We start from the raw sequence: 21,159 nt of genomic DNA, 5'->3' as shown, positions 1-21,159 counted from the left end.
CGCGTTCCACCGTTGCGGCTCGCCTCCCCCGGAACCAGATTCGTCGATCGGATGGCTGATTCGGCTCAATCCGAGCCGGAGCTCCCCTCTGCCTGCGGTTCGGGGAACGCGTCGGCAGTCAACGCGTCCACCAGTGCCGCTGCCCCGTTTCTGGCAGCCAGACGTTGCCGCTGGGCTTCCGAGCCGTCCCGCAATACGCGTTCGAGCAGTTCCCGAACCACGGCGAGGTCTCCCGCCTCGGCCAGTGCCGGCATCACCCAGCACAGGAGTTCCCGTACCAGATGATCAGCTGGGACCTGGTGTTCGCGCCACGGGTCCACGGCCGTGCCGCCCGGGCCGTACCGGGCCGCCGACCAGACGGCGGCGGCCAGCACCTGCTCACTCGGAGCGGGCCGTGGCCGCCCGCGCCTCAGTTCGTCCAGGGCGGTCGCCACCATCGCTCGGCTCAGGCCCGCCTGCAACACGGCGCCATCGACACTGCTCGCCGCATCCGCGACGCGGAACTCCACGGTCGGGAACCGCGGCGACAGCCGTGCCAACCAGAAGCTCATCCGCTCGTCGATCAGCACGCCACAGTCGACCAACCTGGAAAGCTCGGCGTCATAAGCCGCTGCCGAGTCGAACGCGGGCGGCACCCCGGAACCCGGAAACCGGGATTGCTGCACCGTCCGCCAGCTCTGGTGGCCGGTGTCCCGCCCGTGGAAGTACGGCGAGTTCACCGACAGCGCCAGCAGTGTCGGCAACCAAGGCCGCAGGTATTCCAGCACCGCTACCGCGGTCTCCCGATCGGGAACACCGACGTGCACGTGGCAGCCGCAAGCCAGGTAGTCCTCGATCATTCCGGTGTAGGTCTCGCTGATCAGCTGGTACCGCTCACCGACGATGGCGGCTCCCTCCGGTTCTCCCAACGCCGGAGTTCCCGTCGACAGCAGGCGAGCTCGCTGAGTCCGTGCGGCATGACCGAGACGGGTCCGCGCGTCGACCAGTTGTTCCCGGAGCTCGGCCAGGGTTCCGCAGACTCCGGTCGCGGCCTCCGCCTGGCAGGCGTGCAGTTCCTCCTGCAGCAGCGATCCCCTGGCGGAGGTCCGTGCTTCGTCGAGCAGTTCGCGCGACAGCGCCAGCGTGCGACCGTTCACCGGGTCGGCTACGAGGAACTCCTCCTCCACCCCGAAGCTCGCGGCCCCGCTCGACCGCGGGCGCAGCGCTGTCGGATCGACAACGTCGGCTCGGTCGGCACAATCACCTTGGTACGACATTGTTCGCTCCTCGTGGCCGTCCGCTGGTGCGAGCCGGCACCGAGCGTTCGTCGGAACCCGCGTGGCGTACTCCACCTCCGCGTCATGACTCGGGTACCCAGCCTGGAACAGCCGGCCCCGAACGCGAGCCGGTTTTCTCCGGGGCACCGACCGAGGGCGACCACACGACCTTCATCGGCCGGGTCGACGATCACTGCCTCGGTGGTTCGAACCACTGGTGTTCCACTCCGGACAATTCCGGGTGGTGGCAGCCCATCCCGCTTCTCCCGGCGTCCCGGCCGATGCACGGCACGGCGATTCCGCCCGATGTGCCAGGGGGCAACAGCGCTGCTGAAGGCATCGTGTGCTTGTGCACGGTCCACTGCGGACGTTCAGTGTTCGGACAACGCCTCCAGGGTCATCCACGCGAGCTTCGCCAACTCCGGTTCGGGGTCGTTGTCGGCCATCCACCGTAGCGGTTCCTTGAACTCGTCCAGGCCCGAACACGCGATCGCCCACGTGGAAGCCTCCCGCACCAGTACAGACTCACTGCGCATCAGTTCGGTGATCCGGGCGACGAAGCCGTCGTGCGTCTCCTTCGGTGACCCCACTCCGGCCCGCAACAACGCAGTGGCGGTCTCCTCCGGGGCGGACGCGTCGTCCAGCGCATGGAGGAGTTCGTCCAAGCGCCAGGTGTCCAGTCCGTCCTGCACCGTTTCGGCCATTGCCGCCACGGCTTCGGGGTCTTCGCCGGCCACCGTTACGAAACCGTTCTCGGTGAGCACCTCGTCGAAGAAGTGCAGGGTGATCGCCGGATCCTCATACCAAACGATCTGGCGTTCGGTTCCGGCGCGCGGATCGCCGGGATTCTCCGCACGCCGGGGCCAACCGAGCCGGGATACCGCGAACTCCTGCACGGATTCCTCACCGACATCGCGGCGCAAGACCAGGCGCCGACTATGGACCCGCTGTTCTCCCAACGGTGCTTCTCCTTCGTACCCGACCGCGTGTGGTGCTCGTCCGGTCCCGTCCATGCCGGACGCAGGCCGCGCGAGCGGCCAAAACCGTAACACCACCGGTGTCGCGCACCGGGCGGTTACCCGAGACGAGCAGCACCGGCCGGCTCGCCATAGCCGCCCGCGGACTTATCAGGCCATCGAGAACGAGGGCTCAGGCGGCACTGTTCCCGCCGTCCGGTCGGATCGGGTTACGTTCGCTCACGAGAACTCTCGTTGCCGTGGTCGGTGACGGACCTTCGGAGACGACCCCGCCGGTCAGCCCGGATGCGTCTCACCACCGACCGGGGCGAGAACCTCCCCGGTGTAATAGCTCGACAACACCGACGACGCGAAGAAGACGTAGGACGGCGCGATCTCGTCCGGATGCGCCATCCGGCCCATCGGAGTTTGCCCTCCGAAACCCTCCACTTTCTCCTCGCCGAACGTGGCGGGAATGAGCGGCGTCCACACAGGTCCCGGCGCCACGCAGTTGACCCGCACACCCCGGTCCGCAAGCGATTGCGCCAGCGACTGGGTGAACACGTGGACGGCTCCCTTGGACGCCGAGTAGTCGATCAGTCCCTTGTTGCCCCGCAACCCGTTGACCGAACCGGTGTTGATGATCGCTCCCCCGGTGGGGAGGTGGCGCAACGCCGCCTGACTCAACCAGAACAACGAGTACACATTGACCTTGAAGGTTCGATCCAGCTGACCGGTGTCGACCTTGTCCAGCCCGTCCTGGGGATACTGGGTCCCCGCGTGGTTGACCAGTACGTCCAACCCACCCAACTTCTCGGCAGCATCGTCGACCACCCGCGCGCAATATGCTTCGTCGGCGAGATCTCCCTCGAACAGGTAGCACTGACGGCCCTGCTCCCGGACCAGCGCCGCGGTGTGTTCGGCGTCGTTACGCTCATCCGGGGCAAAATACGCGATGCCGACATCGGCCCCTTCCTTCGCGAAAGCCACCGACACCGCACGACCGATCCCGGAATCGCCGCCGGTGATCAGCGCTTTCTTGGCCGTCAGAAACGAACCGCCGGTGTAATCACGCATCTCATCCCGCGGGCTCGGCTCCATCGGCCCGCTCGTGCCCGGAGGCTCCTGTTGCTGTGCCGGCGGGGTGAACGCGTCAGCCATGTTGCCGTCCCTTCTCAGCTGCGACCGAGTCGTCTCACGGCGGCCTACCCGGGACCGACCGGGATAAACCCCGCCGCGGATGGAACGGGGACTCAACGACGTGCCCGTGCCGAACGCTGGCTGGTCAACCAAGGCATCAGGGAGACACCGCACAGCATGCAGAAGCCGATGAGCGCCAAGCCCGCGTGCAGGAAGTTCTCCGCCGCATCGAGCTCCAGCGGAGTCCTGCCCTCCCCCGCCGTGCTCTCGGCTGTTCCGTACAAGAACAGCACCACGAAACCGGTGGTCTCGGCCACCGAGAACCACAGCAGACTCGTCCGCCATTGCGCGGACAGCAGCGAGAGCACGCCCGTGGCCAGCAACAGCACGGCGTGGGCCGGGTTCAGGTCGAACAACAGCAAGGGCGCCTCGGATCTCGCCAACGGCCGTTGCTCTCCTGCTGCCATGATCAGACCCACAGCTGCCAGCAAGATCAGGACCAAGCCCTGAAGGCTGCCGACCGTTCGCCAAGCGACGGGCGGGGTGGCCGGAGAGCCCATCTGCCACCTCCGGTCCTGCCGACATTTACGTCCGGCCTCGGAGTGCCCTACTCAGTGAGCGGACAAACAGCGGTCGGGTCCACCCCGGTGCACCTCAGGAACGCACCAACCGAGCGATGGCCTCACTCGCCTCGCGCACCTTTTCGTCCGCATTGCTCCCGCCCTCGGCCAAGGCGTCCGCGACACAGTGCTTGAGGTGCTCGTCGAGCAAACCGATCGACACCGCCTGCAGCCCCTTGGTGACCGCGGAGACCTGAGTCAGGACGTCGATGCAGTACTTGTCCTCCTCGATCATCCGAGCCAGCCCGCGAACCTGGCCTTCGATCCGGGCCAGCCGCTTGAGGTACGCGTCCCGGTCATGGCTGTACCCGTGCATCGCTCGCTCCTTCACCGACTCGACGTCGCCGCCCAGAATACCCCGACCCGGTAACCGTGTGCGCCGTCCTGGGAGCAGAAGTCCGATCGACCGCATGCGTAGCTCGAACGGCGCTCGACCTCGGCGGGGAGGAACTGCGCCCGGAACCACACCGCCGCCCACTCATCGTCAAGCAGGGCGGCCGCCTCCCCGTCGTGCGGCGATCGTCCCCGTCAGGCGACCGTCCTACGAGCCCACTGGCGTTCGAACTGCCGACCCCACTCGCGGACCACTACTCAATGTACTCGAACACGGCGCGTAGCGTGTTGGCAATCGCCCATGCGGAACCGGTGTACGCACCCCTCACTAATGTGGTGAGCTGCGACGACCTAATGTCGTAGTGGGACCGAGCACCCAACGCGACCAAGTCGGCCCCGAACTCGGTGTCCGGCGTGGCGGACCTGCAATAGGCGAGACGCAATCAGCTTGGCAAGATACAACCTTCGGGTGACGCTCACAGCTCGCACTGGACGTGAACGAAGGAAGGACCCAGGTGAACCACCAGACCGCACAGGTCGACGACCTTCAGCTCATCGCACTCCCCAGCGCCGTGAACTGCACCGATATCTTCGTGCGGTTCGCGCTCACCGAATGGTCCTTACGCCCGATGGCGGATGAGGCCGTGCAGGCGGCCAGTCATCTCGTGCAGACGGCCGTGGACAACAACAACCCCAAATCTCCCTCCTTGATCACGGTGCGATTGCGGTTGCGTGGCGATTGCTTGGTCATCGAACTCGAAGACGAGCAGATGATCGAACAACCCGCCGTCCCCTCCGAACTCGAGGAGTACCGCTCGGGTGTTGAGCCGATGTCCAACGGGCAGGGCAAACGGGTTTGGTGCGAGTTGCCGCTGCCCGGCGGTGTGGAAGCTTCCGCGGTGCCGCTTCCTCGGCGCGAGCGCAAGCGGTCGACCCTCGCGGAGCAGCTGCCCGACGAGGCCACCGAGGTCGACCCGCAGGTGATGGAGCGACTCCTGAGCGGGCTGAACCGCAATTCGTACGGTGGCACGGGTGAGTGAGTCCACGGGTTCCGGCCCGCCGAGTGTCTTTCCGCAACGGTAGGCACCCGGCGAGTCGGCGCCCGCGCCGAGCGGACCGGCGCGGTGGCGACGGTGGCTGCCTGCATCGGAATCCCGTTGCTCGTCGCACTAGTGCTCCGCGAGACTCCGCACCATGCGCTTTGACGACTTCGACGCCCGCCACTATCGCACCGTGGACGTACGGACCGGTTACGGCGAGTGGGTTTCGACCTACGAGGACACCGTCCAGGACACCATGGACATCGCACTGCTGGACGACCTCGTCACTCCATCCTGGGACGAGACCGAGCACGCGGTGGATCTCGGCTGCGGCACCGGCCGGACCGCCCAATGGCTCCGCGGGAACGGGGTCGGAAAGATCGACGGGGTCGACCTGACTCCGGAAATGTTGGCGCTCGCACGGACCCGCGGTGCGCATGACAACCTCGTCGAAGCCGACGTGATCCGCACCGGCCTCCCGTCCGGCACGTACGACCTGATCAGCGCGTCGCTCATCGACGAGCACATCGCGGACCTGGACACCCTCTATGCCGAGGCGTGGCGACTGGCCCGCGCGGACGCGACTTTCGCGATCGTCGCGTTCCACCCCCACTTCATCATGCACGCGGGCATGCCCACGCACTACACGAGCGATTCGGGCGAACCGGTCGCGATCACGACCCACGTCCACCTGCTCAGCGACCACGTCACCAGCGCGTTGGGAACGGGGTGGCGGCTGGCGGAGATGCGCGAAGGAGTGATCGACGACCGTTGGATCGCGGTGAAACCGAAGTGGGAGAAGTTCCGCAACCACCCGATCTCGGCTGCGTTCGTCTGGCGCAAGGAAACCTGACCAGCGCATCCGCGGTGTGCTCGACCGAAACCTGTCGGGGTCAGATCCGCGCACGGTTCGACGACGGCCACGCGTCGGCGACAGGCTCGGAATCCGGGTGGTGCAGCCGGTACAGCTGTGCGTACCGACGGCCCTCGGCGAGTAGCTCCTCGTGGGTGCCGAACTCGCGGATACCGCCCTGCTCCAGGTAGATGATCTGCTGGGCGTCGGTGACCGTGAGGAGGTTGTGCGAGATGACGATCGTCGTGCGCCCGGCCATCAGCCTGCGGAGCGGTGTCAGAATCCGGCTGCTGGCCTCGGCGTCGAGACTGGCGGTCGGCTCGTCCAACAACAGGATCGGAGCATTCCGGACCATCGCCCTGGCAATGGCGATGCGCTGCCGTTGTCCCCCGGAGAGCAACCGGCCGCGTTGCCCCACCCGAGTGCCGTAGCCGTCGGGCAGGTTCTGGATGAACTCGTGTGCGTCGGCGGCGCGGGCGGCCTCGACCATGTCGCTCTCGCTCGCCTCCGGCTTGCCCGCGAGGATGTTCTCCGCGATGGTTCCGTCCAGGAGGAGGGTCTCCTGCAGGACGATCGCGATGTTAAAACGGAGCTCCTTCGGATCCAGATCGCGCAGGTCGTGCCCGTCGAGGGTGATGCGTCCCTCGCCGGGATCGTAGAAGCGCAGCAACAGCTTGGTCAGGGTGGATTTTCCGGCACCGCTGGCACCGACCACGGCCGTGGTCTCCCCCGGTAGCGCGCTGAACCCGACCCGGGACAGCACTTCAGCGTCCGTATCGGGATAGCGGAAGCTGACGTCTTCGACGCGCAGGAACCCCTCGGCGCGTCCGAGCGGTGCGGGCCGGGCGGGCACTGCCACGGCGGGTTTCTGATCGAGCAGGTCTGCGATGCGCTCGCCGCTGGCGGCCGCTTCGAAAACCGTGTTGGCGAGCTGACCGAGGTTGCTGACCGGACCGTAGAGCTGCGAGAGATACACGAGGAACGCCAGCAGGCCACCGAGCGAGATCCGGTCGGCCGATAGTTCTGCGATGCCGACGCCGACGATCGCCATCACGCCGAAAACCTCGAACAAGTCCACCAGTGGTGAGAAGCTCGCACCGAGGCGTGCTGCGGAGAGCTCCGCGCGTACGCTGCCTTTGCTCTGCTCCCGGAAGCGGTCCACTTCGGCTTCTTCTCGCCCGTAGGCCTGGATCAGGGGAGCGTTGCCGAGGCTCTCCTCGGCGACCGTGGCGATCGATCCGCTCCGTCCGCGGACCTCCCGCGACGCGACCTTGAGGCGCCGGGCGAAGAAGCGGGCGGCGAACCAGAACAGGGGAACGGCGACCAGCGCCACCACGGCCAATCGCCAGTTCAGGTAGAAAAGAACACCGGCGAACACCACTATCTTGACCACTGTGGAGACGGCCTGGGTGATTCCGGAAAGGACCATCGCCTCGATCGCGGCGATGTCACTGGTCAGGCGGCTGAGCGTGTCCCCGAGACGACGGCGGTCAAAGAAGCCGACCGATAACGTGTGCAGGTGAGCGAACACGCGAGTGCGCAACCGGTGCAGGAAGTTCTCCCCGATCCACACCATGAGGTACTGCTCGGCGAAGTCGAACAGGCCTGCGAGCAGTGTGATGCCCGCATAGGCCGCAGCCACCATCGGGAACACGGCGAAGTTCCGGGGTGTCAGCACGTCGTCGACGAGGACCTTGAACAGCCAGATGGCAACCGCGTCGAGCAGTGGTGAGAGGAGCACCACCAGCAGGATCAGCGCCATCATCCGGCGAAACGGACGCGCGTCCGGCCAGAACCGCCGAAAAACCTCGCTTACTCCGAGGGTGGGGGCTGTCTCCACCAACCCTTCGCTGTCCGGATCCGCCGGCCGCAGCAGCCACTTCACCACCCCCAGCACTCGCTCACCCCCATCGGTAGGGGGCAGCGGCTCGTTCTACGTCCGAACGAGCGCTACCCCCGGCTTCTTCGTGTGCGCGAGACTGCTACTTCTTGTGGCCCCAGCCGTGACCCCAGCCGTGGCCCCAGCCCCAGCCCCAGCCATGGCGCCGGTGGTGGCGGTGGTGGTGGCGGCGGCGGTAGTGGAACCGGAAAATGTCCTTGATATTCATTCCAGATCACCTCGTACGATTCACGAAGGCCGTCCAGAAAGACCTTTCCTGGAACATAGATCAGCGAGCGCGACCGGATTACGGAGCGACATTCGTGCGATCGACGGCACAACCTCGTCCGGATCCGTACATGACCCCCAGCATGCACGCGCACCCCACTGTCGCGTGCACCCATTCGGGATCCGACCCCGATATCGGAGACCGTTCTCGCTTGTTCTGTGGCCGATTCCCACGGTAGGTCTCGCCTCGTACCGGTACAAGGCGTGCGGGCCGACTGCGGAGAAGAGATGACTTAAGACCCGGAAGCTCGCTCGGCCGCCCCTCACCGGTTTTCCCGAGACCATGGCCGCGACCCGGTACCAAGATTGCGCCGGAGCGCACTGTCGGCGGCACGCTGCCAACCACGCAAAGGTGCTGAAGAATGGGGGGCTACTCGGTTCGGTTCGCCATACCCCGCTCCGCATGTGGGAATCAATCAGATCTCGGGACGTCCTCCGCGGAGCGGGAAAGTGGACGTTGGCCACACAAGCGGAGGCGGAATTCGCGATCAGGAGTGCGAACGCGCCGCTCTCCGTCAACCGTGACACCCGGAAGTGCAGATGGCTGCGGGAAGGATCGCCACATGAAGATCACGTGCGTCGGAGGCGGGCCCGCGGGCCTGTACTTCGCCATCTCGATGAAGCTGCGAGACGCGGGGCACGACATCACCGTCATCGAACGCGACCCGCCAGGGGCCACCTACGGTTGGGGTGTCGTGTACTGGGACGACCTGCTCGACGTGCTCTACAGCAACGACCCGGAGAGCGCAGGCGCCATCCGGGCGGCATCCATCCTCTGGCAGGAGCAGGAGATCGTGCTGCGCGGCGAGGAGGCAGCGCATCTGGGCGGCTACGGGTTCAGCATGAACCGCGCGGCTCTGCTGGACATCTTCGCCCAGCGCGCCCGCGACCTCGACGTGGATCTGCAGTACCGGCAAGAGATGACTAATCCGGCCGATCTCGCCGATGCCGACCTCGTGGTCGCTGCCGACGGCGCCAACAGCCGGATCCGTGATCAGCTCGCCGGTCACTTCGGGACGGTGCGCCACACCGGTCGAAACCCGTACATCTGGCTGGGCACCGACAAGGTGTTCGACAAGTTCACCTTCGCGTTCGAGGAGACCTCCGCGGGCTGGGTCTGGTTTCACGCCTACCCGTCGAGTTCGGGGATCAGCACCTGCATAGTGGAGTGCGAGCCGGACACCTGGGAGGCCTTGGAATTCGACTCGCGTGGCAGCGACGACAGCCTGCGACTGTTGGAGAAGATCTTTGCGCAGCCGCTCGGCGGACATTCGTTGATCAGCCAGTCCCGTGGCAGGCCGGCCCGCTGGTCGACCTTCACGCAAGTGCTCAATGACACGTGGGTGCACGACAACGTGGTGTTGGTCGGCGACGCCGCCCACACGACCCATTTCACGATCGGCTCGGGTACTCGTTTGGCGATCATGGACGCGATCGTCCTCGCCCAGCGGCTCTACGAGCACGACGACACCGCGACGGCGTTGCGCGAGTTCGATCAGGAAGCACGCGCGGCACTACGACCGGTTCAGGCCGCCGCGCGAACGAGCATGGCGTGGTTCGAGCACGCGCATCGCTACTTGGACCGGGATGCGGTGGCGTTCTCCTACGCGATGACCGGGCGCCACGGGTACCAGCCGACGTGGCAATACCAAGTGCACCGCGCCACCCAACTCACACCACTGCGCAGAATGCTGCGCACCTACAACTCCGGGATGCGCTGGTACCTGGCGTGTCGGCGTGGTGAGGTCGCACTGCCGCTTCCCAGTAAGAAACTCGCGAAAACGCCTTCCACCACGTATCCGCAATGATCCGCCCAACGGGTCGCGGAGAGGTACGCGCGCAGTCACGGGCAGGTCACCCAAAGCTGAGAGCCAACTGAAACAGCAGAACACGACGCCACACCCGAACACGGTCGAACCGCTGTCAAGACCGGCATCTATCCTCCTCCTGTGCTGGAAGCAAGTGATGAAGGCCCTGGCGAGGACGACCGGGATGCCGAGACGGTTCACCGGTCCCGACGAATTGGCTCGGCGCGACGAGCCAAGATCGCTGCCGCCGTCCTCGGCGTGCTCGGCACTCTGCTTGCCCTTGTGGTCCCGTTCCTGCCGGTCCACCACAACATCACGACTCTGAAGTGGCCGACGGCCCAAGGGACGGAATCCGTCTCGGCTCCGCTGGTCAGCTTCTCGCCGGTCTGGCTGGACATCACGGTTCCGTGCGACACCGCGCGCAGCCTGGACGAACGCACCAACCGTCCGGCGACCCTGATCAGCACGAACCCACCGTCCTCGGAGTACGGCAAGCTGACCGGCCTCACTCTGCAGGTCAACAACGGCCACTTGAGCCTGCTGTCCAAGGGCAGGCAACTGAGCACACTTCCGCTGCCCGCGGGCCAGTGCGATTTCACGATGCACTCGGACGGTTACGGCACGAAGGCCTTTCTCGGCGACCAGCCGATGACGAACATCCGAGGGGATCATCGCTCGCAACTGACCGGCATCTACTCCGATCTCGACGAATCCGTCGACTCGGTGCACGGCCTGTCCTTCGAAGCGGTCACGGACAACCGGTTCGCGACCTCGGCGACCTTCCTGAAGTTCACCACGATCTTGCTGGCCGTGCTGTGCTTCCTCGGCGCCGTCTTCTCCCTGCACAAGTTGGACGGGCGGGTGGCCCACCGGGCTCCCAGGTGGGCCACCCGCGGATGGTGGAAACCCACCTTCCGCGACATCTCCGTGATCGGAGCGCTGGCCATATGGTGGCTGATCGGCGCCATGACATCCGACGACGGATATGTGCTGAGCATGATCCGTTCGCGGGAGAGCGCCGGTTACGTGACGAACTACTTCCGCTGGTTCGCCAATCCCGAGTCGCCGTTCGGCTGGTTCTACGAGGTCTACGCCATGTGGGTGCAGGTCTCCACGTCGACCCCGTGGGTTCGGTTGCCCGCACTGCTGATGGGCATCGTCAGCTGGCTGCTGATCAGCCGTGAGGTGCTTCCGAGACTCGGCCAGCAGGTCCGCCGGAGCAACGCCGCCGGTTGGGCCGCCGCGGCGGTGTTCCTCGCCTTCTGGCTGCCCTACAACAACGGCCTGCGCGCAGAACCGGTCGTCGTGCTGTTCTCGCTGATCTCGCTGTGCGCGGTCGAACGGGCCGTGGCCACCCGCAGGCTGCTACCGGCCGCGCTGGGTCTCGTCGCTGCCGCACTGGCGGTGGCAGCCAACCCGCACGGCCTGCTCGCGGTCCTCCCGTTCCTCGCCGCGCTCAAGCCGCTCGTGCACCTGGTCCGCCAGCGGGTCAACGAGTTCGGCTGGCTACCCCCGTTGGCCCCGCTCGCGGCTTCCGGTTTCATCATCCTCACCGCCGTCTTCGCCGACCAGACCTGGCAGTCGGTCATGGACGCCACCGCCCTCAAGACCGAGTTCGGGCCGAACGGCAAGTGGTTCCAGGAACTCCAGCGCTACAGCCTGCTGTTCAGTCAGGTCCCGGATGGCTCGCTCACCAGGCGTTTCCCGGTGCTGCTGGTGATCCTGTGCCTGGCAACCTGCGCGGTCGTGCTGCTGCGCCGGGGAAAGATCCGCGGAGCCGCGCTCGGTCCGAGCAGACGGCTGCTTTCGGTGGCAGTGCTCTCGTTCGTGGTCCTGATGCTCACCCCCACCAAGCACACCCACCACTTCGGCATCCTGGCGGCCTTCGGCGGCGCCCTGGCTGCGCTGACCGCGCTGGCCACCAGCGGCACAGTGCTGCGATCGAAGCGCAACCGGGCCGCGTTCCTGGCCGGGTTGCTGGTCATCTTCGCGTTCTCCGCCACCGGTCCCAATTCGTGGTGGTACGTGTCGGGTTGGGGTGTTCCCTGGTTCAACCGCCCACCGGACGTCGCCGGATACCAGGCGAGCACGTTGCTGTTGTTCGCCGCTGGGGCAGCCGGGTTGGTCGCGCTCATCGAGCATCTGCGGCTCGACGGGAACCGCTCGGTGCTCACCGGCCACGAGAGGCGCAGCCGTGCCCTGCGTCTCGGGACGGCTCCGCTGTCGATCCTGTGCGCCCTCCTGGTCATCGGCGAAGTCGCGGCGTTCGCCAAGGTCATCCAGGAACGGTGGGGCAGCTACAGCCTCGGGGCGGACAACGTCCGCCAGCTCGCGGGCACGAGTTGCGGTCTTTCCGACTACGTGTACGTGGAGACCAATCCGCAGCACGGCATGCTCCGGGTGTCGGCCGAGCAACCTTCGGTCTCCTCCCCCGCCAACGAGGACATGCCCATTCCACCGAAGCGACTCGCAGGCAGGGAGGACGCCGACGACTACCTCCGCGCCAAGCTGGAGGGATTCAACCGACCGGGTCTGCCGCCCGGTACCGGGCAGGCCCCCAACGAACCCGACTGGCGCCCGCCGTACCAATTCGGTGGCGACAACGCGCCGGTGTGGGGAAGCTACGACCCCGCCGGGGTCGGGACGGGCGAACTCCGAACCCAGTGGTACGACCTGCCCCAACGGGCGATCAACCAAGAGGTCCCGGTCGTCATCGCCCTCGCCGGGCAGGAGACGGGCTCGAACGCCATGGTCGTCGAGTTCGGCGAGGACACGCCCGAGGGTTTCGAGATCGTCGGTCGGCACTTCGTGGGCCAAAGCAAGGCACCGCAGTGGCGCGACCACCGGATCACGGTGGGCGGGAACGCCGAAGGGGCCACCAAGATGCGGGTGGTCGCTCTCGATCAGGCGCTCGGCCCCAACGGTTGGGTCGCGGTCAGCGCACCACGTGCCCCGCAGTTGAAGAGCATGACCCAGGTCGTCGGCGACTCACCCACCTTCGTGGAATGGCCGGCGGCGCTCGTCCACCCGTGCCTGGCGATCTCGGGTCTGCGCAACGGCGTCGCGGAGATGCCCGAGTTCCGCGTAGCGGGCGGGGGCAAGTTCCGGAGCATCGGGCAAGGCTGGTCCTCCCCGGACGCGGGTGGTCCGTTCGGCTGGCTCAACGTCGCATCCAGCGTTCGTGAACTGCCCACCTACATGCAGAACGACCTGCACAAGGACTGGGGGTCGCTGTACGCGATCGACCCGTATGGCCCGTCCGCCCTGCCCGCGGAGGCCGCGATGTCGGTACACGTCGAAACGCACTGGGGCATGTGGTCGCCCGGTCCGCTCACCGACGCGGTGCACCTGCCCGGTGACGTGCCCAGCTCGGACGATCGAACCGATATCCAGCCCGAGGAAAAGCCGAAGCAACAGAACCACGGCCCCCGCTGAGACCTCGGAGGCGGTCAGTGTGCGGACCCGCCCGGCAGGCAGTCGAGCACATTGGCCGCCTGCCGGGGCCGCACACCTGGAACATCGCGGCGTGCTGTGCTGACCCGCTGTACTGAACGCTCGTTAGAACGCTTCAGAGGTGGGAAGTGTCAACCGACGCCGCCACGCATCGTGCCGGTTCCGTCACTCGAACAGCTCGCAAGTTCGATGCTTGAACCGTTCGTCCCCAGTAGCTAACCTACCGAGCGATAAATAAGCTGTCCGAGACGATCACAACGGACGGCGGGGCCGAGCTCGCGTTGAGGGTGACCGCCATTTCCCTTATTCGCTCGGCCCCGATGTTCACCATGCTCCCTGGTGGCGTGGGGCCACAAGTGAAGGGCGACGACTTCGCCACCGGTCATTTCCTGCACGACCACCTGATTTCGAGCAAGTGGTACGGGAAGTTCTTCGACTCGGCCTCCGACGCCAAACCGCTGATCTGCCGGGATGTCGAAATAACCTGTTCTCCAACACCAAGCTCGGTCGTAGTGAGGCGAGTTTGTGGATGGTGGAGTTCCGGGGCGAAGTCACTGCCACGATGGTCTACGACGGGCAGCCGATCTTCGACCACCTCAAGAAAGTCGATGACAACACACTTCTCGGGGTGATGAACGGCAAGGAAAGCGCGATGCCGCTCTACGGCGAAGGCAAGCCCTACTACTTCCTGCTCGAACGGGTGTGACTCGGCTGTCGTGGCCGGATACGGTTCCGGCCACGACACCCGGGTTCCCGCTTCAGCCGGACTCGCAGCGCGCGGTTTCCGGATCGGCGGACTCCCCGTAACGGGTGCCCAGCAGGCCGCGGCACCAGGCGGCATTCGCCTCGATGCTCACGCCGGTGGTTCGGGCCATCCGCAGCCGCAGCGGCAGACCGGCCAGGCCCATCGGTTGACCGTCATCGTCGAGCAGCAGCATCGAGTCCGGTCCGGACGGCCAGCCGAGCTGATCTCGCCGCCGCCGCAGGCGTTCCACGAGATCCGATTCCGGCACGACCGCCAACCGGGACCGAACCAGGTCGGCGTGGTCGAACCCCGTGTCGAGCAGCTGGTCGGCCACTTGCTGCTGGTAAGCGGCGTGGGCCTTGCGCAGGAAGGTCCGACGTAGTTCTTCGAGTTCGCCTTCCGACTCCACCGGGAATGCGGAGTCGAACCCTTCTCCTGCGGCAACGCCCGCGTTGATCTCCTCCGCGGCGAAGTGATCGAGCAACCGGACCCGGACGTTCCGCACTCCCGGCGTCGCCAGGAGTGCGTCCTGCGCGTCGGCCACCATGAGGTAGGCGAAGTTGGGCGCGCAGAAGTAGGTCGGCAGCCGCAGGTCCACCCGTACGCCGTTTTCATCGGCCTCGAGGTTCGCGATGAAGTCGAGATCGGTGATGGGCTCGTCGAGTTCCGGGTCGAGCACCGTGCCCAACGCCTGCCACGCCGCGGACGCGATCCCGGTTCCGGCCGTCACGACGTCATCACCTGCTCGTTCAGTTCGGAGGCCACCGGGGCGCGAGTCGCCGGGATCTCCGGTTCCGATGCGCGCATCTCCTCCGGGACATCGATGTCGTAGAGCCGGGCGGCGTTGAGCCCGAGGATCTTGCGCTTCATGTCGGTGGTCAATGTGCCGTACTCGGACTGCATGTCCTCCGGGATCTGGAAGTCGACGAACCGCTCCACCAACCACTTGGGAGTCCAGATCGCGTAGTCGCTGGCGAACATGATCCGCTCCTCGTCCAGCCAGTACAGCAGTTCACCGATGATCTGGGCGAAGTAGCGCGGTCGAGTGTGGATGAACGGCATCGCCACCGCGAGGCCACCGTGGACGTTGGGTTCCTGGGTGGCGATCCAGCAGAAGTCCTCGAGCCTCGGCAGACCGACGTGCTCGACGATGAAGTTCAGGTCCGGGAACATCGAAGCGGCCTCATCGACGTCGGCGACGTCGAAGGCATCCCGGTTCAACGGGTAGATCGTCGGTCCCTTGTGGACATGAATGTTCCGGATGCCCAGTTCCTGACACTTCTCCAAGTACCGGTACGACCACGGGTCGCTGAGCTTCCATCCTTTCGAATCGCCCTTCCACTCGGCGGTGTACAGCTTGATTCCCCGCAGATTCCATCGTTCGGCGAGCCGTTCCAGCTTCACCAGCCCGGCTTCCCCATCACGCGGATCCCAACTTCCGTTGACGATGAACTTCTCCGGGTACTTCTCGGCCAGCGCCCCGTCCTGTTCAGTGGTGTTGAAACCATTGACGAAGAAGTCGGTCAGGTAGGTGGGTTGGAAGATGGCCTTGTCCACGTAGCCGACCTCGAACAGGTCGTGCAACAGGTCCTGTTCGCTCTGTTTCTGGAAGTGCTCGAGAGACCACTTCTCCGATTCGGGACTGAGGTTGCGGTGGTAGTCGTAGAAGCAGTTGAGGAAACCTTCGCCGTACCGGTTGGCCTGGTTCGCGGGCGTCCCGTCCCAGAAGTGGATGTGCCCGTCGACGATGAAGTACTGCTCGTTGTCCTTCGTGTACATCTCTGACCTGCTTTCGGGAGTGCGTCCTTCACGGGACGAGAATCGCCCTGCCACCGGGGATGCGACCGTGATCGAGGTCGTCCAGTGCGGTCAGCGCGTCATCGAGCGGGTAGATCCGGGTGCGGAGGGTGACTTTGCCCTGCGCCGTGAGTGTCATCAGCTCTTCGAGATCGTTGTAGGAACCGACGAGGTTTCCGATGATGTTGATCTCGCGGGAGATGATGTCGATCGTGGGCACGTCCACCTTTCCGCCGTAGCCGATGACGAAGTACGAACCGGCGTTCCGCGTCATCGCCACCGAGTCGGCTTCGGTGCCGTTCTCACCGACGAAGTCCAGCACGACGTGGGCTCCGCCTCCGGTGATGTCGTGCACCTCCGAGACGTGGTTGCCGTCGGCCGTGACGGTGTGGTGGGCGCCCAGTCCGCCGGCGAGGTCGAGTGCCTCCGGGGAACGGTCCACCACGGTGATCTCGGCGGACGTCATCGCCACCAGCGATTGGAGCCCGATGTGCCCCAACCCGCCCGCACCGATCATCACCACGTGGGCGCCGGGGTGCAGCAGGGGGAGCGCCTTGCGCACCGCGTGGTAGGCGGTCAACCCCGCGTCGGCGAGAGCGGCCACGTCGGCGGGATCGAGACCGTCGTCGAGCTTGACCACCGAACGGGCATTGGTCAGCAACAGCTCGGCCATGCCGCCGTCGGTGTTGATTCCCGGGAACGTGGAAGCCGTGCAGTGCACGTCGTCGCCGGACCTGCAGGCTCGGCACAACCCGCAGGTGGCCAGGGGGTGCAGGATGACCCGGTCACCAGGACGGACGTTGCCTACCGCCTGCCCGACTTCACGAACCGTTCCGGCGTTCTCATGGCCGATCACGTAGGGCAGCGCCACGCCGCTCTTGTCGGCCCATTGTCCTTCGATGATGTGCAGGTCCGTCCGGCAGACACCGGCTGCGTTGACTTCGACCAGCACGTCCCACGGCCCTTTCACCACCGGGTCGGGCACCGCCTCGATGCGCGGGCGAGCGCCGTAGGAATGAACTCGTACCGCTTTCACCTCGAACTCCTCTCGCTCGATTCCGCACCCGAAACGACGGATTTTCACATCTCGGGCGTGCGCGGAGACGCGGTTCGGTATTCAGGAAACATCCACGGCGGCCGCTCCGCAGCGCCGGATGCCAGTTGATCTCGACCACCCGTGGAGCCGGGACCACCGCGACCCGGCCACGGCCCCACGGGCATTGCCGCCGTGGAGGTCCACGGCAGTCCAGCGCCCTCAGGCGATGTTGGACGGACGGACCATTCCCTCTGCCAGGTCACCGAACTCCGGAGACACGATCGCGCCCGGGTTCTGGACCACCTCTTCGACCAGTAACGTCTCGGTGGTCAACAACAACGCGGCGATCGAAGCCGCGCTTTCCAACGCGGAGCGGGTGACCTTCAGGGGGTCGATGACGCCGAAGTCCGTCATGTCGCCGTACTGCCCGGTCAAAGCGTTGAACCCGTGACCAGCCGGTCCTTCCGCCACGCGGGGCAGCACTTCCTCCGCGGCGTAACCCGCATTGATCGCGATCCAACGCAGCGGCTCGGACAACGACCGCCGCACGATCTCGTACCCGAGGGCGACGTCCCCGGAAAGACCGGCCTCGTCCACGTCTCGAGCCGCCTGCACGAGAGCCGTACCTCCGCCGGGCAAGATCCCCTCTTCGATAGCCGCCCGCGTGGCCGATACGGAGTCCTCCACGCGATGCTGCTTCTCCTTGAGCTCCACGCCGGTGGCAGCACCCACCGACAGAACGGCCACGCTGCCGGACAAGCGCGCGATCCGCTCTTGCAGCGAATCCTGATCGTGCTCGTTCTCGGCCCTGGCGAACTCCCGCTTGAGCTGCTCGATGCGCGCCACCACGCTGCTCTCGTCGCCGGCCCCACCGACGATGGTCGTGCTCTCGGCGGTAACCGTGATCTTGCCGCACCGGCCGAGATGCTCCAGCCGGACGTTCTCGAGCTGGAGACCGGCATCGCGAGTCACCACTCTCCCACCGCAGAGCGCGGCGACGTCCTCCAACTGCGCCAGGCGCCGATGTCCGAACCCAGGAGAACGCACCGCCACCGATTTGAACGTGCCGTGCACGTTGTTGGTCACCAGCATGCCCAGCGGCGGTCCCTGCACGTCCTCCGCGACCACTACCAAGGGCCGACCGCTCCGCGTCACCTGTTCGAGAACCGGCATCAGCGTCTGGACGTGGGTGATCTTCTCGTTCGTCAGGAGGATGTAGGGGTCCTCGAAGACCGTCTCCATTCTGGTCTCGTCGGTCACCATGTACGGCGAGATGTATCCGTGGTCAAATTCCAGGCCGTCGATGAAGTCGACGTCGATCCCGAAGCTCGGCGACTCCTCGACGGTGACCACTCCGGTCGTCCCGACCCGGTCCATCGCCACCGCGATCAGCTCTCCGACCTCGACATCGTTGTTCGCCGAAAGCGTGGCCACGTGCGCCAGGGAGTCTCTGCCGCCGACGGGGCGAGCAGCCCGCCCGAGCACCTCCACGACCGCGTTCGCCGCCCGCTGGATGCCTTGCTTGAGCAGCATCGGGTTCGCACCCTCGTCGACCGCCTGCAGACCCTCCCGCACGAGAGCCTGCGCCAGCACCGTAGCGGTGGTGGTTCCGTCGCCGGCGACACCATTGGTCTTGTTGGCCACCTCTTTGACCAGCTGCGCCCCCATGTTCGCGAACGGATCCCGCAACTGGATCTCGCGTGCGATGGTTACCCCGTCGTTGGTAATGCTGGGCGGCCCGGTCAATTTCTCGATCACCGCGTTGCGGCCTTTGGGGCCGAGCGTCACCTTCACGGCATCGGCCAGCGCGTTCACGCCGTACTCGAGCAGCTGCCGTGCCTCTACGTTGAAACGCAATTCCTTGGCCATGCTTCGTCCTTCCGCATGAGTGTGAATCGTCGCGGTTCAGTTTCGAAAAGACGTGTGCAGTTCCTCAGTGGACCTGTGCGTCCACTGCGATTCTGGTTCCTGCTGGATGGTCGACGACCTCCGCACGAGCGATCACACGGAACATCTCCCGGTCGTGCCGCTCCGTACCCGGCTGCTCCGGACAGTCCAACACCCATCCCGATTCGCCGACGAGCCCTGCCATCGCGCTGGCAACGCAGCTACCGTGCGGGACCGGTTCCGGCCGCCACACTTCGAATGCCGGACGGTAGGGCTTGACGTGCAACGCCACACCATCGAGTTCAGGCACGGAACTCAAGACTCTCTTGACCCGGCCGAGAATTCCGGTGCTCCGTACGAGCTCGGCAGGCACGCGCAGCAGCACCCGCAACACAGACCCATTGACAGACACGGCGGTGACGAACCCGGTAGCAGCTGGCGCTTCTTTCTCCCCGGTTGGACTGATTCCGTCCAGCGAACACCAGACCGTACTCAACAGACGACTTTCGGACTGCCGTTCCATCCCGCAATACCTCCCTCCGACCGATCTCCGGACGAGCACTGCTCCCGGCGGGAGCCCGCTCGCCCAGAGCGGGAATCGGACCCGGCTACCGAATCGGCTCCAGGTCGAAATCGATGTACTCGGCAGCGTCCTCGGGATTCGCGAACAGCACCGTCTTGTCGTCCAGGTGCACCATGCGTCCGTAGTGCGTCGACATGATCTCCTCGAAATCGGACTGATCGAACTCGAACCCGATCTCGTCCGCGATCTCGTCGAAGTCAAATACCAGCGTCCCTTTGCCGTCCACCCGGATCATCGAGGGAAGGTGGTCGACCTGGACGTCCGCCTTGCGCGCCATCACCTCCGCGACGACGTGTCCGTTCTGGTTGTTCATCAACGTCACACCGCACATGTTGGATGCGGTCTTGTTCGCCGTGAACGCGTTGCCGGAACGATTGCTCACTTGACCCACTCCTTCGATTCGGCCAGCCCCAGTCCTTGGAGAATTTCGTCGAATCCGCGACGGGCTTCTTCCCACGAATCGGCGAACGTGACGACCTTTTCCTGCGGTTGCGACCAGATCGGCTGGAGTTCCCGCGCCGCGTTACCGCACTTCGGGGCCCACTTCTCGACCCAGTCCCGCAGCACGCGCTTGTTGTCGGCGCCGTGCTCCGCGTCATCCGCGAGCATGGCGAACAGCGCGCGGGTATACCGGAGGTCCCGCTCGTAGTCGTTCTCCCCGGCACCCACCACCGAAGGCGTGACGTAATCGCCGTTACGGGCTGCGATCTGCATGACCAATTGACTGCGGAAGAGGACTCCGACCAGCGCTTCATAGACGATGTTCGTCGCGAACAACGCCTCTGCCCAATCTTCGATCGCGGTCAGTTCCTCCACCACCTCCCGGACCGGTTGCCACACGGGTTCGTCGTGCCATACCGACCGGTGGGCGGCCCCGTCGAACTCCAAAGCGGCATCGCTCAGATCGAGGTTGTAGAGCGCGAGGTCCTGGGCGAATCGGAGCTTGTGCGCGCTGTTGACCGCCATGGCGTTGTTGATCATATTGGTTGGACCGGACCGCTGGGCGGCGACGAACACGTGCATACCCAGACCGTTCTCCGCATGCATCCAAGCACCCAAGTGCCGTTCGACGAACCGCAACCAGCCTCGCGACCAGCCCCGGTATGCGCCGGCCTTTTTGGCGTTCTCCAGGTTCTGCTGAACCTGCCGTACAACGTTCGAGTTGTTCCGGTAGATCGTCTGTTCCCACTCCTGATTGGGATCTCGAAAGGCGTGCCAGTCGCCCGACTTCAGCGCGGTCCAGTCCTTCGGGTAGCCGCCGATCCCATCCGCGAATCCGTAGATCCACCCCTGGCTCAGGTGCCGTTCGGGATCCGGCTGCACGTCGAAGGTGACGTCCTCGTACATGGTTGCCCGCATTTTCTGCGGCGTGAAGTAGTTGTAGGCCCGACTACCGGAGCTCGGAAATTCCAGCGCACCGGCCTCGGCGTCGGTGAATTCCGGTTTCGGGAAGCTGCGTTTCTGCTGTGTCGTCATGGAGGCACT

General features: G+C 65.6%; 19 protein-coding genes and 1 pseudogene. 6 read left to right on the top strand and 14 right to left on the bottom strand.

Translation table 11 applies throughout. The features are described from left to right. Positions 1 to 65: 65 nt before the first annotated feature. The 5 genes from ACYVAN_RS13115 to ACYVAN_RS13095 form a co-directional block, all read right to left on the bottom strand. Positions 66 to 1,256: a carboxylate-amine ligase gene (locus ACYVAN_RS13115; protein ID WP_460959251.1), complete on the bottom strand. Its 1,191-nt coding sequence runs from the start codon at positions 1,254 to 1,256 to the stop codon at positions 66 to 68. A gap of 371 nt (positions 1,257 to 1,627) precedes the next feature. Next, entirely contained in the window at positions 1,628 to 2,215 is a 588-nt protein-coding gene (locus ACYVAN_RS13110; RefSeq protein ID WP_460959249.1) for a hypothetical protein, read from the bottom strand. A gap of 294 nt (positions 2,216 to 2,509) precedes the next feature. Further along, entirely contained in the window at positions 2,510 to 3,373 is an 864-nt protein-coding gene (locus ACYVAN_RS13105; RefSeq protein ID WP_460959247.1) for an SDR family oxidoreductase, read from the bottom strand. A 92-nt stretch (positions 3,374 to 3,465) separates the two neighbouring features. Continuing rightward, positions 3,466 to 3,912 (bottom strand): DUF4383 domain-containing protein, encoded by a 447-nt coding sequence (locus tag ACYVAN_RS13100; RefSeq protein WP_460959245.1) that lies wholly within the window; start codon positions 3,910 to 3,912, stop codon positions 3,466 to 3,468. Positions 3,913 to 4,006: 94 nt separating this feature from the next. Further along, positions 4,007 to 4,288, bottom strand: coding sequence for a metal-sensitive transcriptional regulator (locus ACYVAN_RS13095; protein ID WP_460959243.1), 282 nt, complete (start codon positions 4,286 to 4,288; stop codon positions 4,007 to 4,009). A 532-nt stretch (positions 4,289 to 4,820) separates the two neighbouring features. Here ACYVAN_RS13095 and ACYVAN_RS13090 point away from each other — a divergent pair. After that, a complete protein-coding gene (locus ACYVAN_RS13090) occupies positions 4,821 to 5,345 on the top strand; it encodes a hypothetical protein (RefSeq protein ID WP_460959241.1) in 525 nt (174 codons plus the stop codon). 154 nt (positions 5,346 to 5,499) lie between these two features. Next, positions 5,500 to 6,198, top strand: coding sequence for a class I SAM-dependent DNA methyltransferase (locus ACYVAN_RS13085; protein WP_460959239.1), 699 nt, complete (start codon positions 5,500 to 5,502; stop codon positions 6,196 to 6,198). Positions 6,199 to 6,238: 40 nt separating this feature from the next. Here the strand turns inward: ACYVAN_RS13085 and ACYVAN_RS13080 are convergent, their stop codons facing one another. Next, positions 6,239 to 8,095 (bottom strand): ABC transporter ATP-binding protein, encoded by a 1,857-nt coding sequence (locus ACYVAN_RS13080; protein ID WP_460959237.1) that lies wholly within the window; start codon positions 8,093 to 8,095, stop codon positions 6,239 to 6,241. An 85-nt stretch (positions 8,096 to 8,180) separates the two neighbouring features. Then, a complete protein-coding gene (locus ACYVAN_RS13075; protein ID WP_460959235.1) occupies positions 8,181 to 8,306 on the bottom strand; it encodes a hypothetical protein in 126 nt (41 codons plus the stop codon). Positions 8,307 to 8,928: 622 nt separating this feature from the next. Here ACYVAN_RS13075 and ACYVAN_RS13070 point away from each other — a divergent pair. The 4 genes and pseudogenes from ACYVAN_RS13070 to ACYVAN_RS13055 all read left to right on the top strand — a co-directional run bounded on the left by ACYVAN_RS13070 (position 8,929) and on the right by ACYVAN_RS13055 (position 14,332). Further along, complete coding sequence (locus tag ACYVAN_RS13070) at positions 8,929 to 10,173, top strand: FAD-dependent monooxygenase (RefSeq protein WP_460959233.1); 1,245 nt, start codon at positions 8,929 to 8,931, stop codon at positions 10,171 to 10,173. Between the two features lie 141 nt (positions 10,174 to 10,314). After that, positions 10,315 to 13,608 carry an arabinosyltransferase domain-containing protein gene (locus tag ACYVAN_RS13065; RefSeq protein WP_460959231.1) on the top strand — a complete coding sequence of 1,098 codons (3,294 nt, stop codon included), beginning with the start codon at positions 10,315 to 10,317 and terminating at the stop codon, positions 13,606 to 13,608. A 338-nt stretch (positions 13,609 to 13,946) separates the two neighbouring features. Then, positions 13,947 to 14,087 (top strand): annotated as a pseudogene (locus ACYVAN_RS13060) (GXWXG domain-containing protein); the annotation flags it as partial. Further along, on the top strand, positions 14,042 to 14,332 hold the full coding sequence (locus tag ACYVAN_RS13055) for a DUF4334 domain-containing protein (protein ID WP_460959229.1): 291 nt from the start codon (positions 14,042 to 14,044) through the stop codon (positions 14,330 to 14,332). The pseudogene ACYVAN_RS13060 and the gene ACYVAN_RS13055, both read left to right, overlap by 46 nt. A gap of 52 nt (positions 14,333 to 14,384) precedes the next feature. Here the strand turns inward: ACYVAN_RS13055 and ACYVAN_RS13050 are convergent, their stop codons facing one another. The 7 genes from ACYVAN_RS13050 to ACYVAN_RS13020 all read right to left on the bottom strand — a co-directional run bounded on the left by ACYVAN_RS13050 (position 14,385) and on the right by ACYVAN_RS13020 (position 21,150). Next, positions 14,385 to 15,101 carry an iron-sulfur cluster assembly protein gene (locus tag ACYVAN_RS13050; protein ID WP_460959227.1) on the bottom strand — a complete coding sequence of 239 codons (717 nt, stop codon included), beginning with the start codon at positions 15,099 to 15,101 and terminating at the stop codon, positions 14,385 to 14,387. Further along, a complete protein-coding gene (locus ACYVAN_RS13045) occupies positions 15,098 to 16,150 on the bottom strand; it encodes an amidohydrolase family protein (RefSeq protein ID WP_460959225.1) in 1,053 nt (350 codons plus the stop codon). The genes ACYVAN_RS13050 and ACYVAN_RS13045 overlap by 4 nt, the downstream gene beginning before the upstream one ends. A 28-nt stretch (positions 16,151 to 16,178) precedes the next feature. After that, a complete protein-coding gene (locus ACYVAN_RS13040) occupies positions 16,179 to 17,204 on the bottom strand; it encodes an NAD(P)-dependent alcohol dehydrogenase (protein WP_460959223.1) in 1,026 nt (341 codons plus the stop codon). 219 nt (positions 17,205 to 17,423) lie between these two features. Continuing rightward, positions 17,424 to 19,073 carry a chaperonin GroEL gene (gene groL, locus ACYVAN_RS13035; protein ID WP_460959221.1) on the bottom strand — a complete coding sequence of 550 codons (1,650 nt, stop codon included), beginning with the start codon at positions 19,071 to 19,073 and terminating at the stop codon, positions 17,424 to 17,426. Between the two features lie 64 nt (positions 19,074 to 19,137). Continuing rightward, positions 19,138 to 19,401, bottom strand: coding sequence for a hypothetical protein (locus ACYVAN_RS13030; protein WP_460959219.1), 264 nt, complete (start codon positions 19,399 to 19,401; stop codon positions 19,138 to 19,140). A 298-nt stretch (positions 19,402 to 19,699) separates the two neighbouring features. After that, positions 19,700 to 20,056, bottom strand: coding sequence for a propane 2-monooxygenase effector subunit MimD (gene mimD, locus ACYVAN_RS13025; RefSeq protein ID WP_460959217.1), 357 nt, complete (start codon positions 20,054 to 20,056; stop codon positions 19,700 to 19,702). Beyond that, positions 20,053 to 21,150, bottom strand: a complete 1,098-nt coding sequence (locus ACYVAN_RS13020) for an aromatic/alkene monooxygenase hydroxylase subunit beta (protein WP_460959215.1) — start codon at positions 21,148 to 21,150, stop codon at positions 20,053 to 20,055. Before ACYVAN_RS13020 ends, mimD begins: the two co-directional genes overlap by 4 nt. Positions 21,151 to 21,159: the final 9 nt, after the last annotated feature.

The sequence above is a fragment of the Parasphingorhabdus pacifica genome (assembly GCF_054779195.1).
The sequence above is the reverse complement of the archived record's forward strand: the minus strand, read 5'-3'. Positions and strand labels throughout refer to the sequence as shown.